Origin of the sequence: Leeuwenhoekiella sp. MAR_2009_132 (assembly GCF_000687915.1) — a bacterium.
Taxonomy (GTDB): domain Bacteria; phylum Bacteroidota; class Bacteroidia; order Flavobacteriales; family Flavobacteriaceae; genus Leeuwenhoekiella.
The window spans coordinates 1,310,600-1,329,492 of record NZ_JHZY01000004.1; the positions used below are offsets into that span (position 1 = coordinate 1,310,600).

At 37.8% G+C, this 18,893-nt stretch carries 14 protein-coding genes; 8 read left to right on the forward strand and 6 right to left on the reverse strand.

Annotated elements, in window-relative coordinates; genetic code table 11:
- Nucleotides 1-4: 4 nt before the first annotated feature.
- Both P164_RS14145 and P164_RS14150 read right to left on the reverse strand, forming a co-directional pair.
- A complete protein-coding gene (locus P164_RS14145) occupies nucleotides 5-1,009 on the reverse strand; it encodes an AAA family ATPase (RefSeq protein ID WP_028376989.1) in 1,005 nt (334 codons plus the stop codon).
- Between the two features lie 211 nt (nucleotides 1,010-1,220).
- The gene (locus tag P164_RS14150) at nucleotides 1,221-2,045 is read right to left on the reverse strand and encodes a DUF4382 domain-containing protein (RefSeq protein WP_035899870.1); all 825 of its coding nucleotides are present in this window, start codon (nucleotides 2,043-2,045) and stop codon (nucleotides 1,221-1,223) included.
- 145 nt (nucleotides 2,046-2,190) lie between these two features.
- Between P164_RS14150 and P164_RS14155 the strand changes: the two genes are divergently transcribed.
- From P164_RS14155 to P164_RS14175, 5 genes are all read left to right on the forward strand, one after another.
- Nucleotides 2,191-2,946, forward strand: coding sequence for an SDR family NAD(P)-dependent oxidoreductase (locus tag P164_RS14155; RefSeq protein WP_028376991.1), 756 nt, complete (start codon nucleotides 2,191-2,193; stop codon nucleotides 2,944-2,946).
- Nucleotides 2,947-2,952: 6 nt separating this feature from the next.
- Nucleotides 2,953-4,089 (forward strand): ATP-binding protein, encoded by a 1,137-nt coding sequence (locus P164_RS14160; protein WP_028376992.1) that lies wholly within the window; start codon nucleotides 2,953-2,955, stop codon nucleotides 4,087-4,089.
- Nucleotides 4,089-4,817 carry a metallophosphoesterase family protein gene (locus P164_RS14165; RefSeq protein WP_028376993.1) on the forward strand — a complete coding sequence of 243 codons (729 nt, stop codon included), beginning with the start codon at nucleotides 4,089-4,091 and terminating at the stop codon, nucleotides 4,815-4,817. Before P164_RS14160 ends, P164_RS14165 begins: the two co-directional genes overlap by 1 nt.
- A gap of 77 nt (nucleotides 4,818-4,894) precedes the next feature.
- On the forward strand, nucleotides 4,895-6,025 hold the full coding sequence (locus tag P164_RS14170; RefSeq protein ID WP_028376994.1) for an SPFH domain-containing protein: 1,131 nt from the start codon (nucleotides 4,895-4,897) through the stop codon (nucleotides 6,023-6,025).
- A gap of 20 nt (nucleotides 6,026-6,045) precedes the next feature.
- The gene (locus tag P164_RS14175; RefSeq protein ID WP_028376995.1) at nucleotides 6,046-7,140 is read left to right on the forward strand and encodes a hypothetical protein; all 1,095 of its coding nucleotides are present in this window, start codon (nucleotides 6,046-6,048) and stop codon (nucleotides 7,138-7,140) included.
- Nucleotides 7,141-7,299: 159 nt separating this feature from the next.
- Here P164_RS14175 and P164_RS14180 read toward each other — a convergent pair whose 3' ends face one another.
- From P164_RS14180 to P164_RS14190, 3 genes are all read right to left on the reverse strand, one after another.
- On the reverse strand, nucleotides 7,300-8,853 hold the full coding sequence (locus tag P164_RS14180; protein WP_028376996.1) for an aldehyde dehydrogenase family protein: 1,554 nt from the start codon (nucleotides 8,851-8,853) through the stop codon (nucleotides 7,300-7,302).
- Nucleotides 8,854-8,993: 140 nt separating this feature from the next.
- Entirely contained in the window at nucleotides 8,994-9,527 is a 534-nt protein-coding gene (locus tag P164_RS14185) for a 3-hydroxyanthranilate 3,4-dioxygenase (RefSeq protein WP_028376997.1), read from the reverse strand.
- Nucleotides 9,528-9,852: 325 nt separating this feature from the next.
- Entirely contained in the window at nucleotides 9,853-10,350 is a 498-nt protein-coding gene (locus P164_RS14190; RefSeq protein WP_028376998.1) for a CAP domain-containing protein, read from the reverse strand.
- A gap of 367 nt (nucleotides 10,351-10,717) precedes the next feature.
- Here P164_RS14190 and P164_RS14195 point away from each other — a divergent pair, with 367 nt between their 5' ends.
- Together P164_RS14195 and P164_RS14200 are read left to right on the forward strand one after the other, a co-directional pair.
- Nucleotides 10,718-11,776 carry an isoaspartyl peptidase/L-asparaginase family protein gene (locus P164_RS14195; RefSeq protein WP_028376999.1) on the forward strand — a complete coding sequence of 353 codons (1,059 nt, stop codon included), beginning with the start codon at nucleotides 10,718-10,720 and terminating at the stop codon, nucleotides 11,774-11,776.
- A gap of 11 nt (nucleotides 11,777-11,787) precedes the next feature.
- A complete protein-coding gene (locus P164_RS14200) occupies nucleotides 11,788-12,105 on the forward strand; it encodes an antibiotic biosynthesis monooxygenase family protein (RefSeq protein ID WP_028377000.1) in 318 nt (105 codons plus the stop codon).
- A gap of 255 nt (nucleotides 12,106-12,360) precedes the next feature.
- Here the strand turns inward: P164_RS14200 and P164_RS14205 are convergent, their stop codons facing one another.
- Entirely contained in the window at nucleotides 12,361-12,858 is a 498-nt protein-coding gene (locus P164_RS14205; RefSeq protein WP_028376998.1) for a CAP domain-containing protein, read from the reverse strand.
- A 427-nt stretch (nucleotides 12,859-13,285) separates the two neighbouring features.
- Between P164_RS14205 and P164_RS14210 the strand changes: the two genes are divergently transcribed.
- Complete coding sequence (locus P164_RS14210) at nucleotides 13,286-18,886, forward strand: alpha-2-macroglobulin family protein (RefSeq protein ID WP_028377001.1); 5,601 nt, start codon at nucleotides 13,286-13,288, stop codon at nucleotides 18,884-18,886.
- The last annotated feature ends 7 nt before the right edge of the window (nucleotides 18,887-18,893 follow it).

Genomic DNA, 18,893 nt, shown 5'->3' on the forward strand with positions numbered 1-18,893 from the left:
GCTCTTATGGTACTTCAATCTCGTTTACGATCTTATTAATGATTTCTTCGGTAGTTACATTTTCTGCTTCGGCCTCATAGGTAATCCCTATACGATGGCGCAATACGTCGTGTATGACTGCTCGCACATCTTCAGGAATCACATATCCGCGTCCTTTAATAAACGCATAACATTTTGCAGCGGTAGCCAGGTTAATACTACCACGAGGTGAAGAACCAAAACTTATTAAAGGTTTAAGCTCTGCCAGATTATAATTTTCAGGATAACGGGTTGCAAATACAATATCAAGAATATATTTCTCGATTTTCTCATCCATATACACCTCACGCACAGCCTCCTGAGCTCTTAGAATCTGCTCTACTGTCACTACAGCATTTACTTTCTCGTAAGATCCTTTTAAATTTTGACGTATGATTAACTGCTCATCCTCAATTTTAGGATAATCGATAACTGTTTTTAGCATAAAACGGTCAACCTGTGCTTCTGGAAGCGGGTAAGTACCTTCCTGCTCTACCGGGTTTTGAGTCGCCATTACTAAAAACGGCGCATCTAATTTAAAGGTCTCGTCACCAATAGTCACCTGCTTTTCCTGCATCGCTTCAAGCAACGCACTCTGCACTTTTGCAGGAGCACGGTTTATCTCATCTGCAAGAACGAAGTTTGCAAAAATGGGTCCCTTTTTTATACTGAAATCATTCAATTTCATATTGTAAATCAACGTACCTACAACATCTGCCGGAAGCAAATCTGGTGTAAACTGAATACGACTGAAACTACCCTGCACTGCTTGTGCAAGTGTATTAATAGCAAGTGTTTTAGCTAAACCGGGAACTCCTTCTAATAAAATATGCCCGCGACCTAAAAGACCTATTAACAAGCGCTCTATCATGTGTTTTTGACCTACGATGACTTTATTCATCTCCATCGTAAGAATTTTTACAAATGCACTTTCTCTTTCTATCTTTTCATTAAGCGCTCCTATATCAACAGACGCATTGGTGTTTTCCATAATATGTATGCTATTTTTTATATGACTCTAAGGCCTACAAGGTTAAATTTTATTACTAATGATTTTGTTAAGCTATCGTTAAAACCCTACATTTTAAAGGCTTAGAAGTCTTCTGAAAGGGCTCTATAACAGACCGCTTTTTTTTAAAAATGTTGCAAAAAAAAAGCAACCTTTTTCAGATTGCTTTTCAAATATAAATGTTATTCTAATTTTATTCAATAGTTATAATTCCCACTGCAGTATTTTCTCCATTAACAACCGTCACGTCTTCAAGTGTAATTGAGGTTACAACATCTGTTGTAAGTTCTGCATCTATGGTTAAATCGTATGTGCCTTCTGGCAAACCATTTAAGACAAAATCACCTTCTGCATTTACAGCAGTAGAAACTTCAACCCCTGCTCCCACGGCGGTAATAGTAGCAGGAATATTTAGAGGTGCAATACTACCCGAAATTATTCCTGTTGCCTCAATAGCCGTTGCTCTAATAACCGGTTTTAAAGAATATCCCCCATTGCCCTGCTGCACAATAGACTTTTCAACATCAAAATCTAATACGATAGTGTAAAATACACCAGCCTCAAGCGTTTGATTAAATTGAATTTTAAGACCAGATTGTTGGGCACTTGGAGTATCTAGAGGAAATGTTTCTCCGTCAACAACGACCGTATTATCATCTCCTAAGATTAATCGAACCTGACCTATAGATCCTGCAGGTACATCTTGATCTGCTAATAAAGCATAAGTACCACCCGTTAATTCTAGTAAATCATAAATTTTAGCTTCTGTATTTAATTCTAATTCTCCATCTACAAGAACATAATCATCATCTATTTCTATATTTTCAAAATCATCATTGTATTTTACAACAACAGATTCTACATCTACATAAACATGATCATAATCTCCCGGAGCATCAACCATACGTATCGAAACTTGTGAAGTACCATTTACAGAATTATTATTTGTATCATCACTACATGAATTTAATCCCAATAACGACAGTAGGACCAGGCTTATTTTTGCTATATTCTTCATAGAATTTAATATTTAATGTGTTTCAATTATCCAAAAGTGTTGCAAATTCCTACAGAATTAAAATTTCTTAACGTCTGTTAACTAAGTTTAGCATTCTTTTAATAATCCTCTCTAAGAGAATCACCAACTTTATAATCAAAAAACTATGTCAAACAAAACAGCTCTAATAACCGGTGCTACTAGTGGAATAGGCGCCGCGACAGCACGCATTTTTGCCACAAACAATATTAATCTTGTTCTCTGCGGAAGAAGACAGGATCGTCTTGAAGCACTACAGAAAGAGTTAAGTGAGCACGTAAAGGTACACACCCTAAGTTTTGATGTGAGAGATAAAGAGATCGTACAACAATCTATTAATGGTTTGCCTATAGATTTTCAGCAAATAGATATTCTCATCAACAATGCAGGCAATGCCCATGGGTTAGACACTCTTCAAGATGGTAACACAGACGACTGGGATGCTATGCTAGATATAAACGTAAAAGGCTTACTTTATGTAAGCAATATGATTATCCCTAAGATGATTAAAGCAAATAGCGGACACATAATAAACATAGGCTCTACTGCCGCTAAAGAAGTGTATCCCAAAGGAAATGTTTATTGTGCCAGTAAACACGCTGTAGATGCAATAAATCAAGGAATGCGTATTGATTTGAATGCTTATAACATTCGGGTAGGAGCAGTACATCCGGGAATGGTAGAAACCGAATTTAGTAAAGTACGTTTTAAAGGAGATGATGATAAAGCCAGCAAAGTCTATCAAGGATTTAAACCTTTACAAGCCGAAGATATTGCAGATATCATTCATTTTGTAGTTACCAGACCGTATCACGTTAATATTGCAGATCTGGTTGTAATGAGTGTTGACCAGGCTTCAAGTACTGTAGTTAATAGAAATTAATAAGCCATGATCAACAAACGCTTACTTATAAAAAACCTACTCGCACATAATGACGAGAACAGTTTTTATGATAAGAAGCGTAAAGTAGATATTGGTAATAAAGAAGGTAAAGCTAAATTTTTAAAACATGTTTGTGCGCTTTCTAACTCAAACCCTAAAAATAACAGCTATATCGTAATTGGTGTTGAAGATGAATCTAATGAGATTGTAGGTGTTCCATTCTTTGACGATAGTAAAATTCAGAATCTCATTAATGCCTACTTAAATAATCCTCCTTTAGTTTCTTATGAAAATATACCGTTTCCGCATCTACCTCAAGATCTTGTGGTGGGCTTGGTCACCATTAAACCTAATAATTTACTAACCTCTCTTAAGAAGAATATCTGGAAGTATTGGGGAGGAACGGTCTTTTACCGGGACGGAAGCATCTCTATGCCTAAATCTTTTAAAAGCGAACTTCAAGATGTTAACAGTACCGTGGTTGCAGCTATAGAAAAGCACGCTAATAACAGTATTGAGCATACTTTAGACGGAGTTATTGATTTTATAAATGTGCGTCACGCAGATTTATTTACAGACTACAAGGTCTTTAAAGAGCAGTTTGTAGTTTGCTGGGCAGGTACAAAAAAAGTAATTAAAGGCAACACCTTTTACAGCAGAGTTGATATCGAGCTTATTAACGAGCAGGTACGCTTATTTTACTCTGCACTTGATGAGGTTTCTATCACCATGACAGATGATCAATTCTCTATTTTAGAATATGTTTTACTGGGTATTCAAAACAAGTTTAAATACTATCCTTTAGAAAAATTATCCATTTCTTTTAAAGAAAACGGCTCTTATGTAATTGATAGTAATCTGGTTTTTGAACCACCCATATTTGATAAGAAATTATTACATCATATTTATAATAACAATACAAGCATTCTCAATAAGGTTTTAGCGCATAAAGAATTAAATAAAGGCGAACTTGAAGATTTGTATAATCTCCCGGCAACCTATCTAATTTGCTATCTAAACGGTTTTGAATCTGCCTTAGAAAAGCTTGAAAGTTTACACCCTTTTTTGAAAAAATACGGCAGTAAGCTCTACAACGCATACAAAGAAAATTTACGAATCTTACGAAAAGTAAAATACAATTAATGACACGCACACTTGCAATAGGCGATATTCACGGAGGCCTTAAAGGTTTAAAACAAGTACTTCAAAACGCAATGGTTTCAAAAGATGATTTACTCCTGTTTTTAGGTGATTATGTTGATGGCTGGAGTGAAAGTGCTCAAACAGTAGACTTTCTTATATCACTATCAAAAAATCATAAATGCATCTTTATACGAGGTAATCACGATGATCTGGTTTATGACTGGCTAAAAACAAATAAACGCAATGAAATCTGGCTTAACCACGGCGGAAAAAGTACCATAGATTCTTATAAAGAATATTCTCAAGAGCAAAAAGCAGAACATCTTGAATTCTATAAAAATCTCGAAGATTACTATATAGACGATCAAAACCGAATGTTTGTACATGCAGGTTTTCAAAATCACAATGGTCCCGAACACGAGCACCACAAGACGGCATTCTACTGGGATCGTACCTTTTGGGAAATGGCCGTTGCCCTTGATAAAAATCTCAAAAAAGAAGATCTTGAATACCCTAAACGCTTAACGCATCACAAAGAAATTTATATTGGTCATACACCCGTTACCAGAATAAATAGAGACATACCCACTCAAATGGCTAATGTGTGGAATGTAGATACCGGTGCAGCTTTTAAGGGAAAACTCTCAATCTTAGATGTTGATTCAAAACAATTTTGGCAAAGCGAACCTCTTTATAAATTATATCCTAACGAAGAAGGAAGAAATTAAAATGTTATTTTTCTGAAACAATAATAAGATTTCTGCTACTAACTAAAAAGAAGCATAAATCTGTAAAACAAGCAACTATGGGAATATTTGACACAATTAAAGAAAAACTGAGTCACGAATTCATAGATATTATTGAGTGGCTCGATTATACAGATGATACTATTGCGCACCGGTTTGAGCGCTATCAAAACGAAATTAAAAACAACGCAAAACTCATTGTGCGTGAAGGTCAAACGGCCGTTTTTGTAAATGAAGGGCAGCTCGCAGATGTTTTTACTCCTGGCACCTATACTTTAAATACGCAAAACCTTCCTATTCTATCTACTCTCAAAGGTTGGAAATATGGTTTTGACAGTCCGTTTAAAGCTGAGGTTTATTTTTTAAACACCCATTTATTTACAGACGAAAAATGGGGAACAAAAAACCCAATTACACTTAGCGATGACCGTTTTGGTCTGGTAGAAATACGCGCTTTTGGGACGTATGCTTTCCGTATAAATGACGCCGGAAAATTCATTAAAGACATTGTAGGTACAGATAATAATTTTACAAACTTTGAAATTAATGAACACCTAAAAAGTCTAATCGCCACGCGCTTTACAGATACTGTAGGCGAAGCAAAACTACCTATAGAATTATACGCGGCTAACACCACAGAACTATCAGAAACCTGCAAAGAAGTAATGCAGCCCGAATTTTTAAGTGTGGGTATTTCACTAGAAAAATTCTACATCGAGAACGTCTCAATGCCCGAAGAGCTTAAAAAAGAAATCTTTGAGTACAGCCGTATAGATAAACTTGATCTTGACAAGCTAACTAAGTTTAAAACAGCAAAAGCTATTGAAGCTGCTGCAAATAACGAAGGGGGCACCGCAGGGACAGGCATGGGTATGGGCATGGGTTTTGCTTTAGCGCAACAAATGGGTGGCGCGATGATGGGTGGCACACCACAAGCAGCAAGACAACCACAAGCCGCAGCAACGCCGCCTCCAATGCCGGTTGCAACTCAATATTTTTATGCGCACAACAGCCAGCAGCAAGGCCCTGTAAGTTTTGAACAGTTACAGGCACTCTTTGCTTCACGTACGATTAACAGAGATTCTTTAATCTGGAAACAAGGTTTAACAGAATGGAAAGCTTTACAGGAAATAGAAGAGCTTAAATCATTTCTAGGCGGAAACACACCTCCTCCATTACCCGGAGTTTAATTTAAAGTAGCACTTACAGCGTGTCTGAACCCACTATTTTAAAATCTGAAATTAAAAAAGCCTGTAAAAATTGTGGTGCCGAACTTAAATATAAGCCCGGCACCACAAGTATTATCTGTGAATATTGTGGTCACGAAGAGCAAATAAATCTAGACACAGATCCTATTAAAGAATTACCCCTTAGACAGTATTTACAGGGTCAAGGCAACCAGGCAAACAGCGAAGAGATAAGCATTCTGCATTGTAAAAATTGTGGCGCAAATCAGCACGTAGAAGAAAATTATAAATCACTACACTGCGTGTACTGCGGCACGCCGCTTATTCGGGAAGATGCAAAAACCGAGCAATGGATATTACCCGGAGCTGTATTGCCTTTTCAACTTACACAACAGCAAGCCATTTTACGCTTTAAAAAATGGGTTAATGGGTTATGGTGGGCGCCAGACGATTTAAAAAAAGCCACACTAGATCCTCAATTTACTAAAGGTTTGTATTTACCCTATTGGACCTTTGATGCCCAACTCTACGGAAATTACAGCGGTATGCGAGGTGATTATTATTATGAAACCCAATCGTACAAAGACAGTAACGGAAAGAGACAAACCCGAAGGGTGCGTAAAACCAGATGGACACCGGCAAGCGGTTCTATTAAAGGTTTTATAGACGACACCTTAATAAGTGCATCAAAGCAACATACCGGTAAAGTTCCAGGAGGTGTATCGTTGTGGGATTTAAAAAAGCTACAACCCTTTGAAAGCGGTTTTTTATCTGGTTTTGTTACTGAAAAATATACCATTCCTCTAAAAAATGGTCATTTGCAATCACAGGAAGAAATGCGCAGTATTGCAAACAGCTGGGCGCGACGTGACATTGGCGGAGACGAGCAACAAATAAGCAACCTCGATATAAATCTCGAGGAAGAAACGTTTAAGCACATTTTACTCCCAGTTTACATAAGCGCGTACCGCTATAAGAATAAGGAGTACAGCTTTTTTGTAAACGGAGAAAACGGAAGCATCTCCGGAAAACGACCTTATTCATTCTGGAAAATATTTCTGACTATACTTGCAGTACTCCTTATTTTTGGGGTGGTTTATTTGTTTGCCGGAAAATAAAGGATATAGATGGTTATAACTTATAATTTAATTGGCGTTTGTCAATCTGAGCGTGTCAAAGACCATTCGACAAAGAATTTACTAAACTTCGACAAGCTCAGTTTGACCTTATATTTCAATTTTTAGACAACCACAAGAGTTGACCTTATAGTTTATGCATTATAAATCAAACTTTATTCCCTGCGCAAGCGGAAGTTCTGTAGTATAATTAATCGTATTCGTCTGACGGCGCATATACACCTTCCAGGCATCAGAACCGCTTTCACGACCGCCACCGGTTTCTTTCTCCCCTCCAAAAGCTCCGCCTATTTCGGCTCCGCTGGTTCCTATATTTACATTTGCGATACCACAATCACTACCCATTACACTCAAGAATCGTTCTGCTTCGCGCAAATTGTTTGTCATTATAGCAGAAGAAAGACCCTGGCGCACTCCGTTTTGTAAATCAATTGCCTGTTCTACGTTTCCGCTGTATTTCATAATATATAGAATGGGTGCAAAAGTCTCGTGCTGTACAATTTCAAAATGATTCTCAGCTTCGGCAATTGCAGGTTTTACATAACAACCACTTTCAAAACCTTCACCATCTAGCACTCCGCCTTCAACTAAAATGCTTCCACCTTCTTGAACTACTTTTTCTAAAGCCTTTTGATAATTCTTAACCGCATCAGTATCTATTAAAGGTCCTACGTGGTTTTTTTCATCTAAAGGATTTCCTATTCGCAATTGCTTATAAGCAGCAACAATGGCATTTTTTACCTTATCGTATATACTTTCATGAATAATTAATCTACGTGTAGAGGTACAACGCTGACCGGCAGTACCTACTGCGCCAAAAACAGCTCCAATAACCGTCATTTTTAAATCAGAATCCGGGGTTACAATTATGGCATTGTTTCCGCCTAACTCTAAAAGTGATTTACCCAGACGTGCGCCCACGGTTTGCGCAACCTGTTTTCCCATTCGGGTAGAACCAGTAGCAGAAATAAGCGGTACGCGCTCATCTTGAGTCATCAGTTCACCTACTTTATAGTTTCCATTTATCAAACACGAAATACCTTCAGGCAACTTATTTTTAGCAAAAACACGAGCTGCAATTTTTTGACAGGCAACACCGGTAAGCGGCGTTTTTTCTGAAGGTTTCCAGATGGCAACATCACCACACACCCAGGCTAAAGCTGTGTTCCAAGCCCATACTGCTACCGGAAAATTAAATGCTGAAATAATACCGACAATTCCTAATGGGTGATATTGCTCATACATACGATGACCGGGACGCTCACTGTGCATTGTTAAGCCATGTAATTGACGGGAAAGTCCCACAGCAAAATCACAGATATCTATCATTTCCTGCACTTCTCCCAGCCCTTCCTGATAGCTTTTTCCCATCTCATAAGAAACCAGTTTACCTAAAGGTTCTTTTAAGCGTCGTAACTCTTCATTAAATTGACGAACAATATCTCCGCGCAAAGGTGCGGGCATAGTACGCCATGTTTTAAAGGCTTCCTGTGCTTTTAGAACCACCTGCTCATACTCTTCGGGAGTAGTTTGTGTAACGCTTGCTATGGTAGCACCATCAACCGGTGAGATTGAATCAAATGCTTCTCCTTTGCTTGAGGACTCAGAGCCCGTTGATGTCCCGGGATTTTCACGCATTATTTCTAAGGCTTTAAGCGCATCATCAATTGCAGTGTTTATTTGGTTTTTAGCCATTATATTGTGTTTTTCTAATTAAATGTATTTGATATCTGCCAAGTTACTAAATCAATTAAGGGTTTTAAAGTATTTATTAGCAGATTCATAAAATAAAAAGTGCGCCCTTGAGCGCACGTATTATACTGTTTATATTGACTTTATTCTGTAAATCTGGGATCTGCTTCCATCACAGTACCGCAAGCATCGCAAGTGCGTAATTCTTTGCTTCCATAGAACGCTTTAAAGTGCTTTAAAAAATCTGTTTCAATATCATTGAGCGGAAAATACACTTCATATAATTTGTGATTGCAGTTATCACAGAACCATAATAAACCGTCTTTACCCTCTAAATGTGCACGCTTACGTTCTACCACTAACCCTATAGATCCTTCTTTGCGCACCGGCGAATGTGGCACTTTTGCAGGGTGCAAATACATATCTCCGGGTCCCAGTTTCATCGTACGCTTTTTACCTTCATCCTGTACGTGAACTTCAATCTCACCTTCTAACTGATAGAAAAGCTCTTCGGTTTCATTATAATGATAGTCTTTACGTGCGTTGGGTCCTGCGACCACCATAACAATATAGTCGTCTGCCTCTTTATAAAGATTTTTATTTCCTACGGGAGGTTTTAAAAGATCGCGGTTTTCTTCAACCCATTGTGTAAGGTTGAACGGTTTTGCAATAGCCATAACAAAGTGTTTAAAGCTAAAATTACAATTTTCTAAAAGATCTCGCTGTGTCTTATTAATGCATCTAAAAAGAAAACCTCTGAAGCATACAAGCAACAGAGGTTATCGAAAAATTGATAAATCCCACACTGTGGGTAAAAGCGAAACAGCAGGCCCCCGCCCGCTGCATCTAACATAACAAAACCAACTTAAAGTCTTCGAGTTTGTAAATGTTTTAAATATTGTAATTGAATTGGTTTCTGTGGGGGATTTTAAAACCGGGGGTTTTTTAAGGTTAAATAAACAATTATGATTTGGGGTATGATTTGGGGTATGATTTGGGGTCTTATTTTGTAATAAAAATCTGTGTAAAATAGGCAGTGCCTTTTTCATTCTTTACTACTGAAATACCACTATGTGTGAAATTTCCTTCAAGAGCTTCTCTGTGACCTTCACTCTTGATCCACGCTGCTACAACCTCTTCTGCAGTACGGTACCCAAAGGCAACATTCTCGCTTACACGACCAGCACCTTTAGCTTTTAAATAATCTGAACGCTTAAAAAAGTTATCGTGGCTTATAATTCCTTTTGTAGCCATATACTTAGTATGCTCTACAGCTTTAACCTTAGAATCTGAATTGTTCTTAAGTGCTGTTAATCCTAATGAGGTACGGTGTTCGTTAACTTCTTGTAAAATCTCTGCTGCAAATGCTTCTTCAACAGTAAGGTCTGCTGCAATTTCTAATGTTGCTTCCTGAGCAGGCATTAGCTCTTCATCCTGTGAACAGCTTGTTAAAAATAAAGCGAAAGTAAGGGCCAAAAGGCTAGTTGTAAAAGTTCTCATGATTTGGGGTTTATGAGTTATGTTGTTGCAAACATAGCATGAACTTTTGGTTCCTACAACCGTTAAACAGTCATTTTGTGTATTTTATCGATTACAGTCTCTTTTTTAACATAAATAATCTAAACTTTAACACTTTTCGGCTATCTAAAGTGCCTTTTATCGATAATAGTATTTACCTACATTTTATAAAAATTCTATTATATGTGTATTACATCGGTGTTTTTATTTATTTATTCGGTTAAAGTGCATCTTTAAGAACAAATTGTAAGAACAAATTAATTATTAGTCATTTTCAGAACTAAACCTATACCATTAGCTGTTTGATGAAAAATTGATTTTATGTACTTTACAGATCTAATTTTATTCTATGAGAACTCTTTCTATTTTCTTAATTGGTTTAATAGCATGTGTATCATGCAAGCAAAAGGAAACCAATGAAACACCGCAGCAGCAATCAACCCAAAAGCAACAGGAATTTGCTATTATAATTCATGGTGGCGCGGGTACCATCTTAAAAGAGAATATGACAGACTCTCTGGAGCAAGCCTATAAAGCCGCGCTAACAGAAGCCATAAAAACCGGATATACAATTCTTGAAAATGGAGGTACGAGCCTGGAAGCTGTACAGCGCACCATAAATGTTATGGAAAACTCACCCTTATTCAACTCAGCTAAAGGCGCTGTATTTAATCACGATGGCATTAACGAGCTAGACGCTTCTATAATGGATGGGAACACATTAAATGCGGGAGCAATTGCCGGTGTTACAAATGTGAAAAACCCTATAAATCTGGCTTACGAAGTGATGACCAATTCTGAGCATGTACTTTTAAGCGGTAAAGGAGCAGAAGCGTTTGCTAAAGAGCATAATATTGAATTGGTAGATCCCTCCTATTTCTTTACACAGAATAGATATGATGCATTACAGCGCACATTGGCTCGAGAAAAACAAGATTCTACAACTAATACGACTGCATTTTACGATCCATTTATAAAAGATGATAAATATGGTACTGTAGGCTGCGTAGCACTTGATAAAGCTGGAAATCTCGCTGCCGGCACCTCTACAGGAGGCATGAACAACAAACGTTACAACCGCATTGGCGACTCACCCATTATAGGCTCTGGCACCTATGCCAACAACACCACCTGCGGGGTGTCATCTACAGGATGGGGTGAATATTTCATTAGAGGTCAGGTTGCTTATGACATTAGTGCTCAAATGGAATACGCCGGCAAGACCTTAAAAGCGGCTACTTTAAATGTAATACAGGAAAAACTAACAAATCTGGGAGGCACTGGAGGTATCGTAGCTCTTGATCACTATGGCAACCCTTCAATGGAGTTTAATACCGAAGGAATGTACAGAGCCTATATGAATGATCAGGGTGAACTTACCTTAGGTATCTATAAAAATAATGAGTAGTAATTTAGGTGATGTACGATAAACCTTACTATGCGGTGATTTTTACTTCTCTTTTAGTATCTGACATTTCAGGCTATGCTGAGATGGCCGAAGAAATGGAGCGTCTCGCAAAACAACAGCCAGGGTTTTTAGGACTGGAAAGCGCAAGAAATGAAACAGGAATCACCATATCCTACTGGAAAGATCAAAAAAGTATTCTCGAATGGAAAAAAAACTTACAGCATCAAGAGGCTCAGCGAATAGGTAAACAACGCTGGTATTCTAAATACAGCATACGTATTTGTAAGGTTGAACGTGAGTATCACTTTATTAAAGAAGAAAACCTCTGAAGCATACAAGCAACAGAGGTTTTCTAAAAATTGATAAATCCCACACTGTGGGTAAAAGCGAAACAGCAGGCCCCCGCCCGCTGCATCTAACATAACAAAACCAACTTAAAGTCTTCGAGTTTGTAAATGTTTTAAATATTGTAATTGAATTGGTTTCTGTGGGGGATTTTAAAACCGGGGGGTTTTTTAAGGTTAAATAAACAATTATGATTTGGGGTATGATTTGGGGTATGATTTGGGGTATGATTTGGGGTCTTATTTTGTAATAAAAATCTGTGTAAAATAGGCAGTGCCTTTTTCATTCTTTACTACTGAAATACCACTATGTGTGAAATTTCCTTCAAGAGCTTCTCTGTGACCTTCACTCTTGATCCACGCTGCTACAACCTCTTCTGCAGTACGGTACCCAAAGGCAACATTCTCGCTTACACGACCAGCACCTTTAGCTTTTAAATAATCTGAACGCTTAAAAAAGTTATCGTGGCTTATAATTCCTTTTGTAGCCATATACTTAGTATGCTCTACAGCTTTAACCTTAGAATCTGAGTTGTTCTTAAGTGCTGTTAATCCTAATGATGTACGGTGTTCGTTAACTTCTTGTAAAATCTCTGCTGCAAATGCTTCTTCAACAGTAAGGTCTGCTGCAATTTCTAATGTTGCTTCCTGAGCAGGCATTAGCTCTTCATCCTGTGAACAGCTTGTTAAAAATAACGCAAAAGTAAGGGCCAAAAGGCTAGTTGTAAAAGTTCTCATGATTTGGGGTTTATGAGTTATGTTGTTGCAAACATAGCATGAACTTTTTGTTCCTACAACCGTTAAACAGCCATTTTGTGTATTTTGTCGATTATACTCTCTTTTTTAACATAAAAAATCTAAACTTTAACACTTTTCGGCTGTCTAAAGTGCCTTTTATCGATAATAGTATTTACCTACATTTTATGAAAATTCTATTATATGTGTATTATGTCGTTGTTTTTATTTATTTATTCGGTTAAAGTGCATTTATAAGAACAAATTGTAAGAACAAATTATTTGGAAGACAACCCTATTTAAATGATGACACTAGCCACTTAAGACTGGTTTAAGAAGAATAGCTTATAAATTTTTTAAATAGGTACTACTTACTATGCCTAGAAAATAGGTACTTTACAAAAGAGATCTATTTAAAAACGTACAGGCAATGAGGCTACTTAAAAAATTCTATTCACATCTAATCATTTTACTCATTTTCGCCTTAGTGAGTAGTTGTAATCCTAAAGCCAAGGAAACAGATAACATCTTTCGGTTTAAAGAATACATCTCCTACAACACTTTTGGCAACGTATCAATTACAAAACCTATTCAAATAGAACTGGCTAAACAGACGACACAGTTTGAGCTGTCGCAACAGATTCCTTCAGAATATTTAATCATAAACCCGAAAACCGAAGGAACACTTTATATAGAGAATGGGACTACGTTGATATTTCAGCCTGAAAAAAACTTAAAACCAGACACAGAATATAATGTAACCCTTAAACTGAATCGTTTTTATGAAAATGTAAATCCAGATTTTAAAAGCTACACCTTCAGTTTTAAAACCATTACTCCTAATTTTAAAATTAATCTGGGAAATCTTCAGTCGTATTCTAAAGAATGGCAATATCTAACCGGATCTGTAGAAACGTCAGACTATATTTCTCTAGAAAATGCGCGAAAAATCCTACAATCCCATCAGGAAGAAAAAGCATTGCATATAGACTTTCCATCAGAAAATAGTGAAGGCACCTTTTTCAATTTTACAATAGATAGTATTAGCAGAAAAGTTGAGAATTCTCAAATTAGAATCAGCTGGGATGGCAAAGCTATTCAAAGCAGTACGCAAGGTCAGAGTACTCTTAATATTCCAGGTCAATCTAATTTTACGATTGTAGATGTTGTGAGTGCCTTAAGTCCGGAAACTTCGGTAAGCGTTAATTTTTCTGATCCGCTTCAAATGGATCAAAACTTTGACGGACTGGTACAAATAGACAGTCTTACTAATTTGCGCTATGAGGTTCAGGGTAATGTTTTAAACATTTATCCGCGACAAACTCTTAGTGGCACATTAAACTTAACTCTTAATCGAGGTATAAAAAATAGTTCTGGGGACATTTTAAAAAGCAACTACACACAGGAAATCTCTTTTGAGCAATTAAAACCTCAGGTAAGACTTATTTCTAAAGGAAGTATTTTGCCTGCTTCTATGAAAACTCCTATCTACTTTGAAGCCGTAAACTTGTCTGCTGTAGACGTGCGTGTTGTTAAGGTTTATCAAAGTAATATGCTACAGTATTTACAATCAAATAACCTCAACAGTACAGAATCCTGGGATTTAAAACGCGTTGGGCGTCGTGTTGCAAAAAAAACCATACCCCTCATTAATAATAGTATTGGAGCTACAGGGCTTTGGAAAGCCTATGCCGTTGATCTATCTGAGCTTTTTAAAGCAGATCCCGGGGCATTATACCGCGTAGAATTTAGCTTTAACCAAGAATACAGCCTATATCCCTGCGCAGCTACCGAAAAATCTTCAAAGACTTCAAAGACTAAAGAAGATATTTATTTTGAAGAAGCTTATGAAGCGTATTACCACTCGGGTCCCGAAGACGATGAAGAACAATTAGAAGAACGCTTCTGGGATAATGAACTTTACAGCTGGCGGGATCGCGTTTACAATTGGGAAGAAGAAGACAACCCATGTCACCCGGCTTATTATAATGAAGAGCGATTTGCTACTACTAATGTTATAGGATCAGACCTGGGACTTATCGTAAAAGAAGGTCAAAACGGAACTTATGATTTTATAACTGCAAACCTACTAAGTGCAAAGCCGGAGATAGGTGTAGAAATTAAACTCTACAATTACCAACAGCAGCTTATCAAAACAATAAAAACAGATCTTGATGGGCTTGCAACCTTCAAGAGCAATAAAAGTGTTGCTTTTGCTGTTGCGCAACATCGTAATAATTATGCCTATGCAAAACTTGATGATGGTAATGCATTATCCCTGAGTAATTTTGATATAAGCGGTGCTACACTACAAAAAGGATTACAAGGATTTATATATACTGAAAGAGGGGTACATCGCCCCGGCGACAGCATTCACCTAAGCTTCGTTCTTAATGATTTAGCAAATCCGTTGCCTAAAGAACACCCTGTAAAACTAGAAGTTACAGATGCACGAGGCAAATTAGTACAACGCAGTGTCTTGAGTTCTACCCTTACAAATAAGGGCGTTGATGGCGGAAGTACTAATGGGTTCTATTACTTCCCCATACCTACAAAAGCCACAGATCCCACAGGTAACTGGAATGCAACTATAATCGTGGGAGGTGTTCACTTTAATAAAACCCTACGGGTAGCAACGGTAAAACCAAACCGTTTAAAGATTAAGTTAGATTTTAAAAAGCAAATGCTTACAACGACAGCACCTCTAGAAGGTTCTGCAACCGCCACGTGGCTGCACGGTTCTCCTGCCCGAAATCTTAAAATAGATATGACCGCTACCTTACGTAGTGTAAATGCCAGTTTTAAGAATTTTAAAAATTATGAATTTACTGATCCCGTGCGCAGCTTTGAGGAAGTTGAACTACCTGTACTTGACCAGCAAAGTCTATCAAATGAAGGTACTATAAATTTCAGTAAAAAAATTAGCTTAAGCGATAAAGCTCCGGGAATGTTACAAGCAACATTCTTAACTAAAGTTTTTGAAGGCGGAGGCGATTTTTCTATAGATGTATTTAGTAAAGAGCTGGCGCCCTATTCTCACTTTGTGGGTTTAAGAGCTCCTCAACCTCATAAATATGGCTCTTATTTTACTGATGAAAATATAAAATTTGACATGGCCAGTGTACAGGCAGATGGGAAGGCTGCTCCTAATCGCAAATTAAGAGTACAACTATTTAAAATGGAATGGCGCTGGTGGTTTAGCCGCGGTAGCGATAACCTTTCACGGTACGAGAATAGTTCTGTGTATACGCCAATTCAGGATTTTGAAGTAACCACAGATGCTTCAGGAAAAACACAGGCTACGATAAATATTCCTGAAGAAGAAGGCGGGCGTTATCTTTTACGCATACTTGATAAAGAATCTGGTCACGCAACAGGGCTCATTACTTATTTCTACCGCAATTGGAGCAATGCGCCTGCCGGTGATTCTGACAGTGCAAAAATGCTGGTTTTTACGTCAGACAAAGAAAATTATCAGGTGGGTGATGAGGCGATTATTAAATTTCCGTCAGATGCAAATAGTAACGCTCTGGTAAGTATTGAAAATGGCACACAGGTATTGAGTAAAAATTGGGTAGAAACTCGTGAAGGAGAAACTTCAGTAAAAATCCCTATTACTCAGGATATGGCTCCTAATGTTTATGTAAACATTACTCTTTTACAAAAACATGCACAAACACTTAATGACAGGCCCATTAGACTTTATGGTGTGATTCCGCTTCTGGTAGAAAACCCGGCAACCCTTTTAAAACCGCAACTTAAAATGCCTAAGGTTCTCAAACCTGAACAGGATTTTACAATTAAAGTCAGTGAAGCCTCTAATAAAAAAATGACCTATACACTGGCTGTGGTAGATGAAGGACTCTTAGACCTTACCGGTTTTGCTACTCCTAAAATACATGAGGCTTTTTATGCACGCCAGGCGCTGGGTGTAAAGACCTTTGATATTTACGATTATGTTATAGGTGCATACTCGGGCAGTGTCGATAACATTTACGCTATAGGTGGTGGTGACGCAGCAGCAGGAGCTAAAAATAAAAAAGCAGATCGCTTTAAGCCTGTGGTGCAATTTTTAGGGCCGTTTAATCTTGAGGCAGGAGCAACCGCTACTCATAAACTCCATATGCCTAATTATGTAGGAGCCGTACGCACCATGCTAATTGCAGGTAATAATACAACCGGAGCTTATGGTAAAGTAGAAAAATCTACACCTGTTAGTAAGCCGTTAATGGTACTGGCATCGCTACCGCGCAAATTATCGCCGGGAGAAACACTCACCCTGCCCGTTACTGTTTTTGCTATGGAAAACAAAGTAAAGCAGGCTAGCATAACTGTGAAAACAAGTAATGCTCATAAAGCGATAAACGGCACTTCTAAAACCATTCAGTTTAAAGAGCCGGGAGAACAAATTGTTAATTTTGAATTTGAAGTATTTCCGTCAGACCGGGTAGAAAAGTTTGAGATTTCGGTTACAGGTGCAGGAGAAAAAGCTTCATACGTTGTCGAAATAGATGTTGAAAATCCCAATCCGTTAACACAAAAAGCAACCTATTACACTTTAGAGCCTAATGCCGAAACTGAAATTTCTTTTGAAACCTTCGGTGTTCCCTCAAGCAATACAGCAACTGTAGAACTTTCTACTTTACCTCAAATAGATTTTACAAAACGCCTGCAGTATTTGATTAGCTACCCATATGGTTGTGCAGAACAGACCACATCAAGTGGGTTTCCGCAGATTTATTTATCAAGCATTTTTGATTTAAATGCAGATCAGGAGCAAGACACGCAAAAGAATATCAAAGCTACCATAAGCCGTCTGGGCATGCTTCAAAACACATCTGGAGGTGTAAGCTATTGGCCGGGTGAGCGCGACTCTGACGCGTGGGCTACATCCTATGCCGGTCATTTTATACTTGAGGCTCAAAAACAAGGATTTGCTCCTCCTATCACCTTTTTATCAAACTGGTTGACTTATCAACAAAATGCCGCCCGACAATGGCGTAACGGCGCAACATCTTACAACAACAGTCTTACACAGGCGTATCGACTGTACACATTGGCTCTTGCAGGACAGCCAGAGCTGGCCGCGATGAATCGTCTAAGGGAGTCTGGCACGTTGACAAATGATTCGAGATGGAGGCTGGCAGCCGCCTATGCTCTTGCCGGTAAAAAACAAGTCGCACAGGATCTCGCTAAAAAAGCCAATTTAAATTTTGTAGAAAATGATGATTTGAGATTTACCTATGGTTCTGTTTTACGCAATAAAGCAATGGCTTTAGAAACTATGGTACTGTTAGCTGATGCCAGACAGACAGATTTAGCAACTTCTATCGCAAAAGACCTTTCTACTTCTGGCTGGTACAGCACGCAAACAACCTCTTATGCATTATTGAGTTTGTCAAAAATGCTTTTGGCTAATGGTGGAAAATCTATTGATGCCACTTTGCAAACACAATTGAAACAAGCCTTAAAGAGTGAAAAAGGTTTTGTTAGAGCAGATTTAAAAATTACGGAAGGCAAAAACACGATAACTTTAAAGAACAACAAAGACAATCGGGTTTACGTAAGTATCATTCAACAAGGGCAACTTCCGTTAGGAAAAGAACTTGTAGAGCAACGTAATTTTAATGTCTCCACTCAGTTTTTAGATGGTCAAAATAAACCCATTGATGTTTCTCAGTTACGTCAGGGTACCGCTATAAAAGCACGTATTACAGTAACTAACACCTCTCTCAATTTAATAGATAACGTGGCATTAACTCAGATTTTCCCGAGTGGATGGGAAATTGTGAATACGAGTTTTACAAGCCTTGGCGGTGGAGCAAGTGGCAATGCTCGCTACAAAGACATACGAGACGACCGTGTAAATTTCTATTTTGAATTAAAAGCTAAAGCTTCAAAAACTTTTGAAATTGATCTTAATGCATCGTACTTAGGAACGTATTATTTACCAGGAACGCAGGTTGAAGCAATGTATGACCACAATTATTTTGCAAGAACAAAAGGAAAATGGATTTTAGTTAATCAATAAAATTATT

What these genes read in the sequence shown, in the direction of transcription:
- P164_RS14145 (WP_028376989.1), bottom strand. Translation starts at nt 1,009, where the DNA reads ATGGAAAACACCAATGCGTCTGTTGATATAGGAGCGCTTAATGAAAAG.
- P164_RS14150 (WP_035899870.1), bottom strand. Translation starts at nt 2,045, where the DNA reads ATGAAGAATATAGCAAAAATAAGCCTGGTCCTACTGTCGTTATTGGGA.
- P164_RS14155 (WP_028376991.1), top strand. Translation starts at nt 2,191, where the DNA reads ATGTCAAACAAAACAGCTCTAATAACCGGTGCTACTAGTGGAATAGGC.
- P164_RS14160 (WP_028376992.1), top strand. Translation starts at nt 2,953, where the DNA reads ATGATCAACAAACGCTTACTTATAAAAAACCTACTCGCACATAATGAC.
- P164_RS14165 (WP_028376993.1), top strand. Translation starts at nt 4,089, where the DNA reads ATGACACGCACACTTGCAATAGGCGATATTCACGGAGGCCTTAAAGGT.
- P164_RS14170 (WP_028376994.1), top strand. Translation starts at nt 4,895, where the DNA reads ATGGGAATATTTGACACAATTAAAGAAAAACTGAGTCACGAATTCATA.
- P164_RS14180 (WP_028376996.1), bottom strand. Translation starts at nt 8,853, where the DNA reads ATGGCTAAAAACCAAATAAACACTGCAATTGATGATGCGCTTAAAGCC.
- P164_RS14185 (WP_028376997.1), bottom strand. Translation starts at nt 9,527, where the DNA reads ATGGCTATTGCAAAACCGTTCAACCTTACACAATGGGTTGAAGAAAAC.
- P164_RS14190 (WP_028376998.1), bottom strand. Translation starts at nt 10,350, where the DNA reads ATGAGAACTTTTACAACTAGCCTTTTGGCCCTTACTTTCGCTTTATTT.
- P164_RS14195 (WP_028376999.1), top strand. Translation starts at nt 10,718, where the DNA reads ATGAGAACTCTTTCTATTTTCTTAATTGGTTTAATAGCATGTGTATCA.
- P164_RS14200 (WP_028377000.1), top strand. Translation starts at nt 11,788, where the DNA reads ATGTACGATAAACCTTACTATGCGGTGATTTTTACTTCTCTTTTAGTA.
- P164_RS14205 (WP_028376998.1), bottom strand. Translation starts at nt 12,858, where the DNA reads ATGAGAACTTTTACAACTAGCCTTTTGGCCCTTACTTTTGCGTTATTT.
- P164_RS14210 (WP_028377001.1), top strand. Translation starts at nt 13,286, where the DNA reads ATGAGGCTACTTAAAAAATTCTATTCACATCTAATCATTTTACTCATT.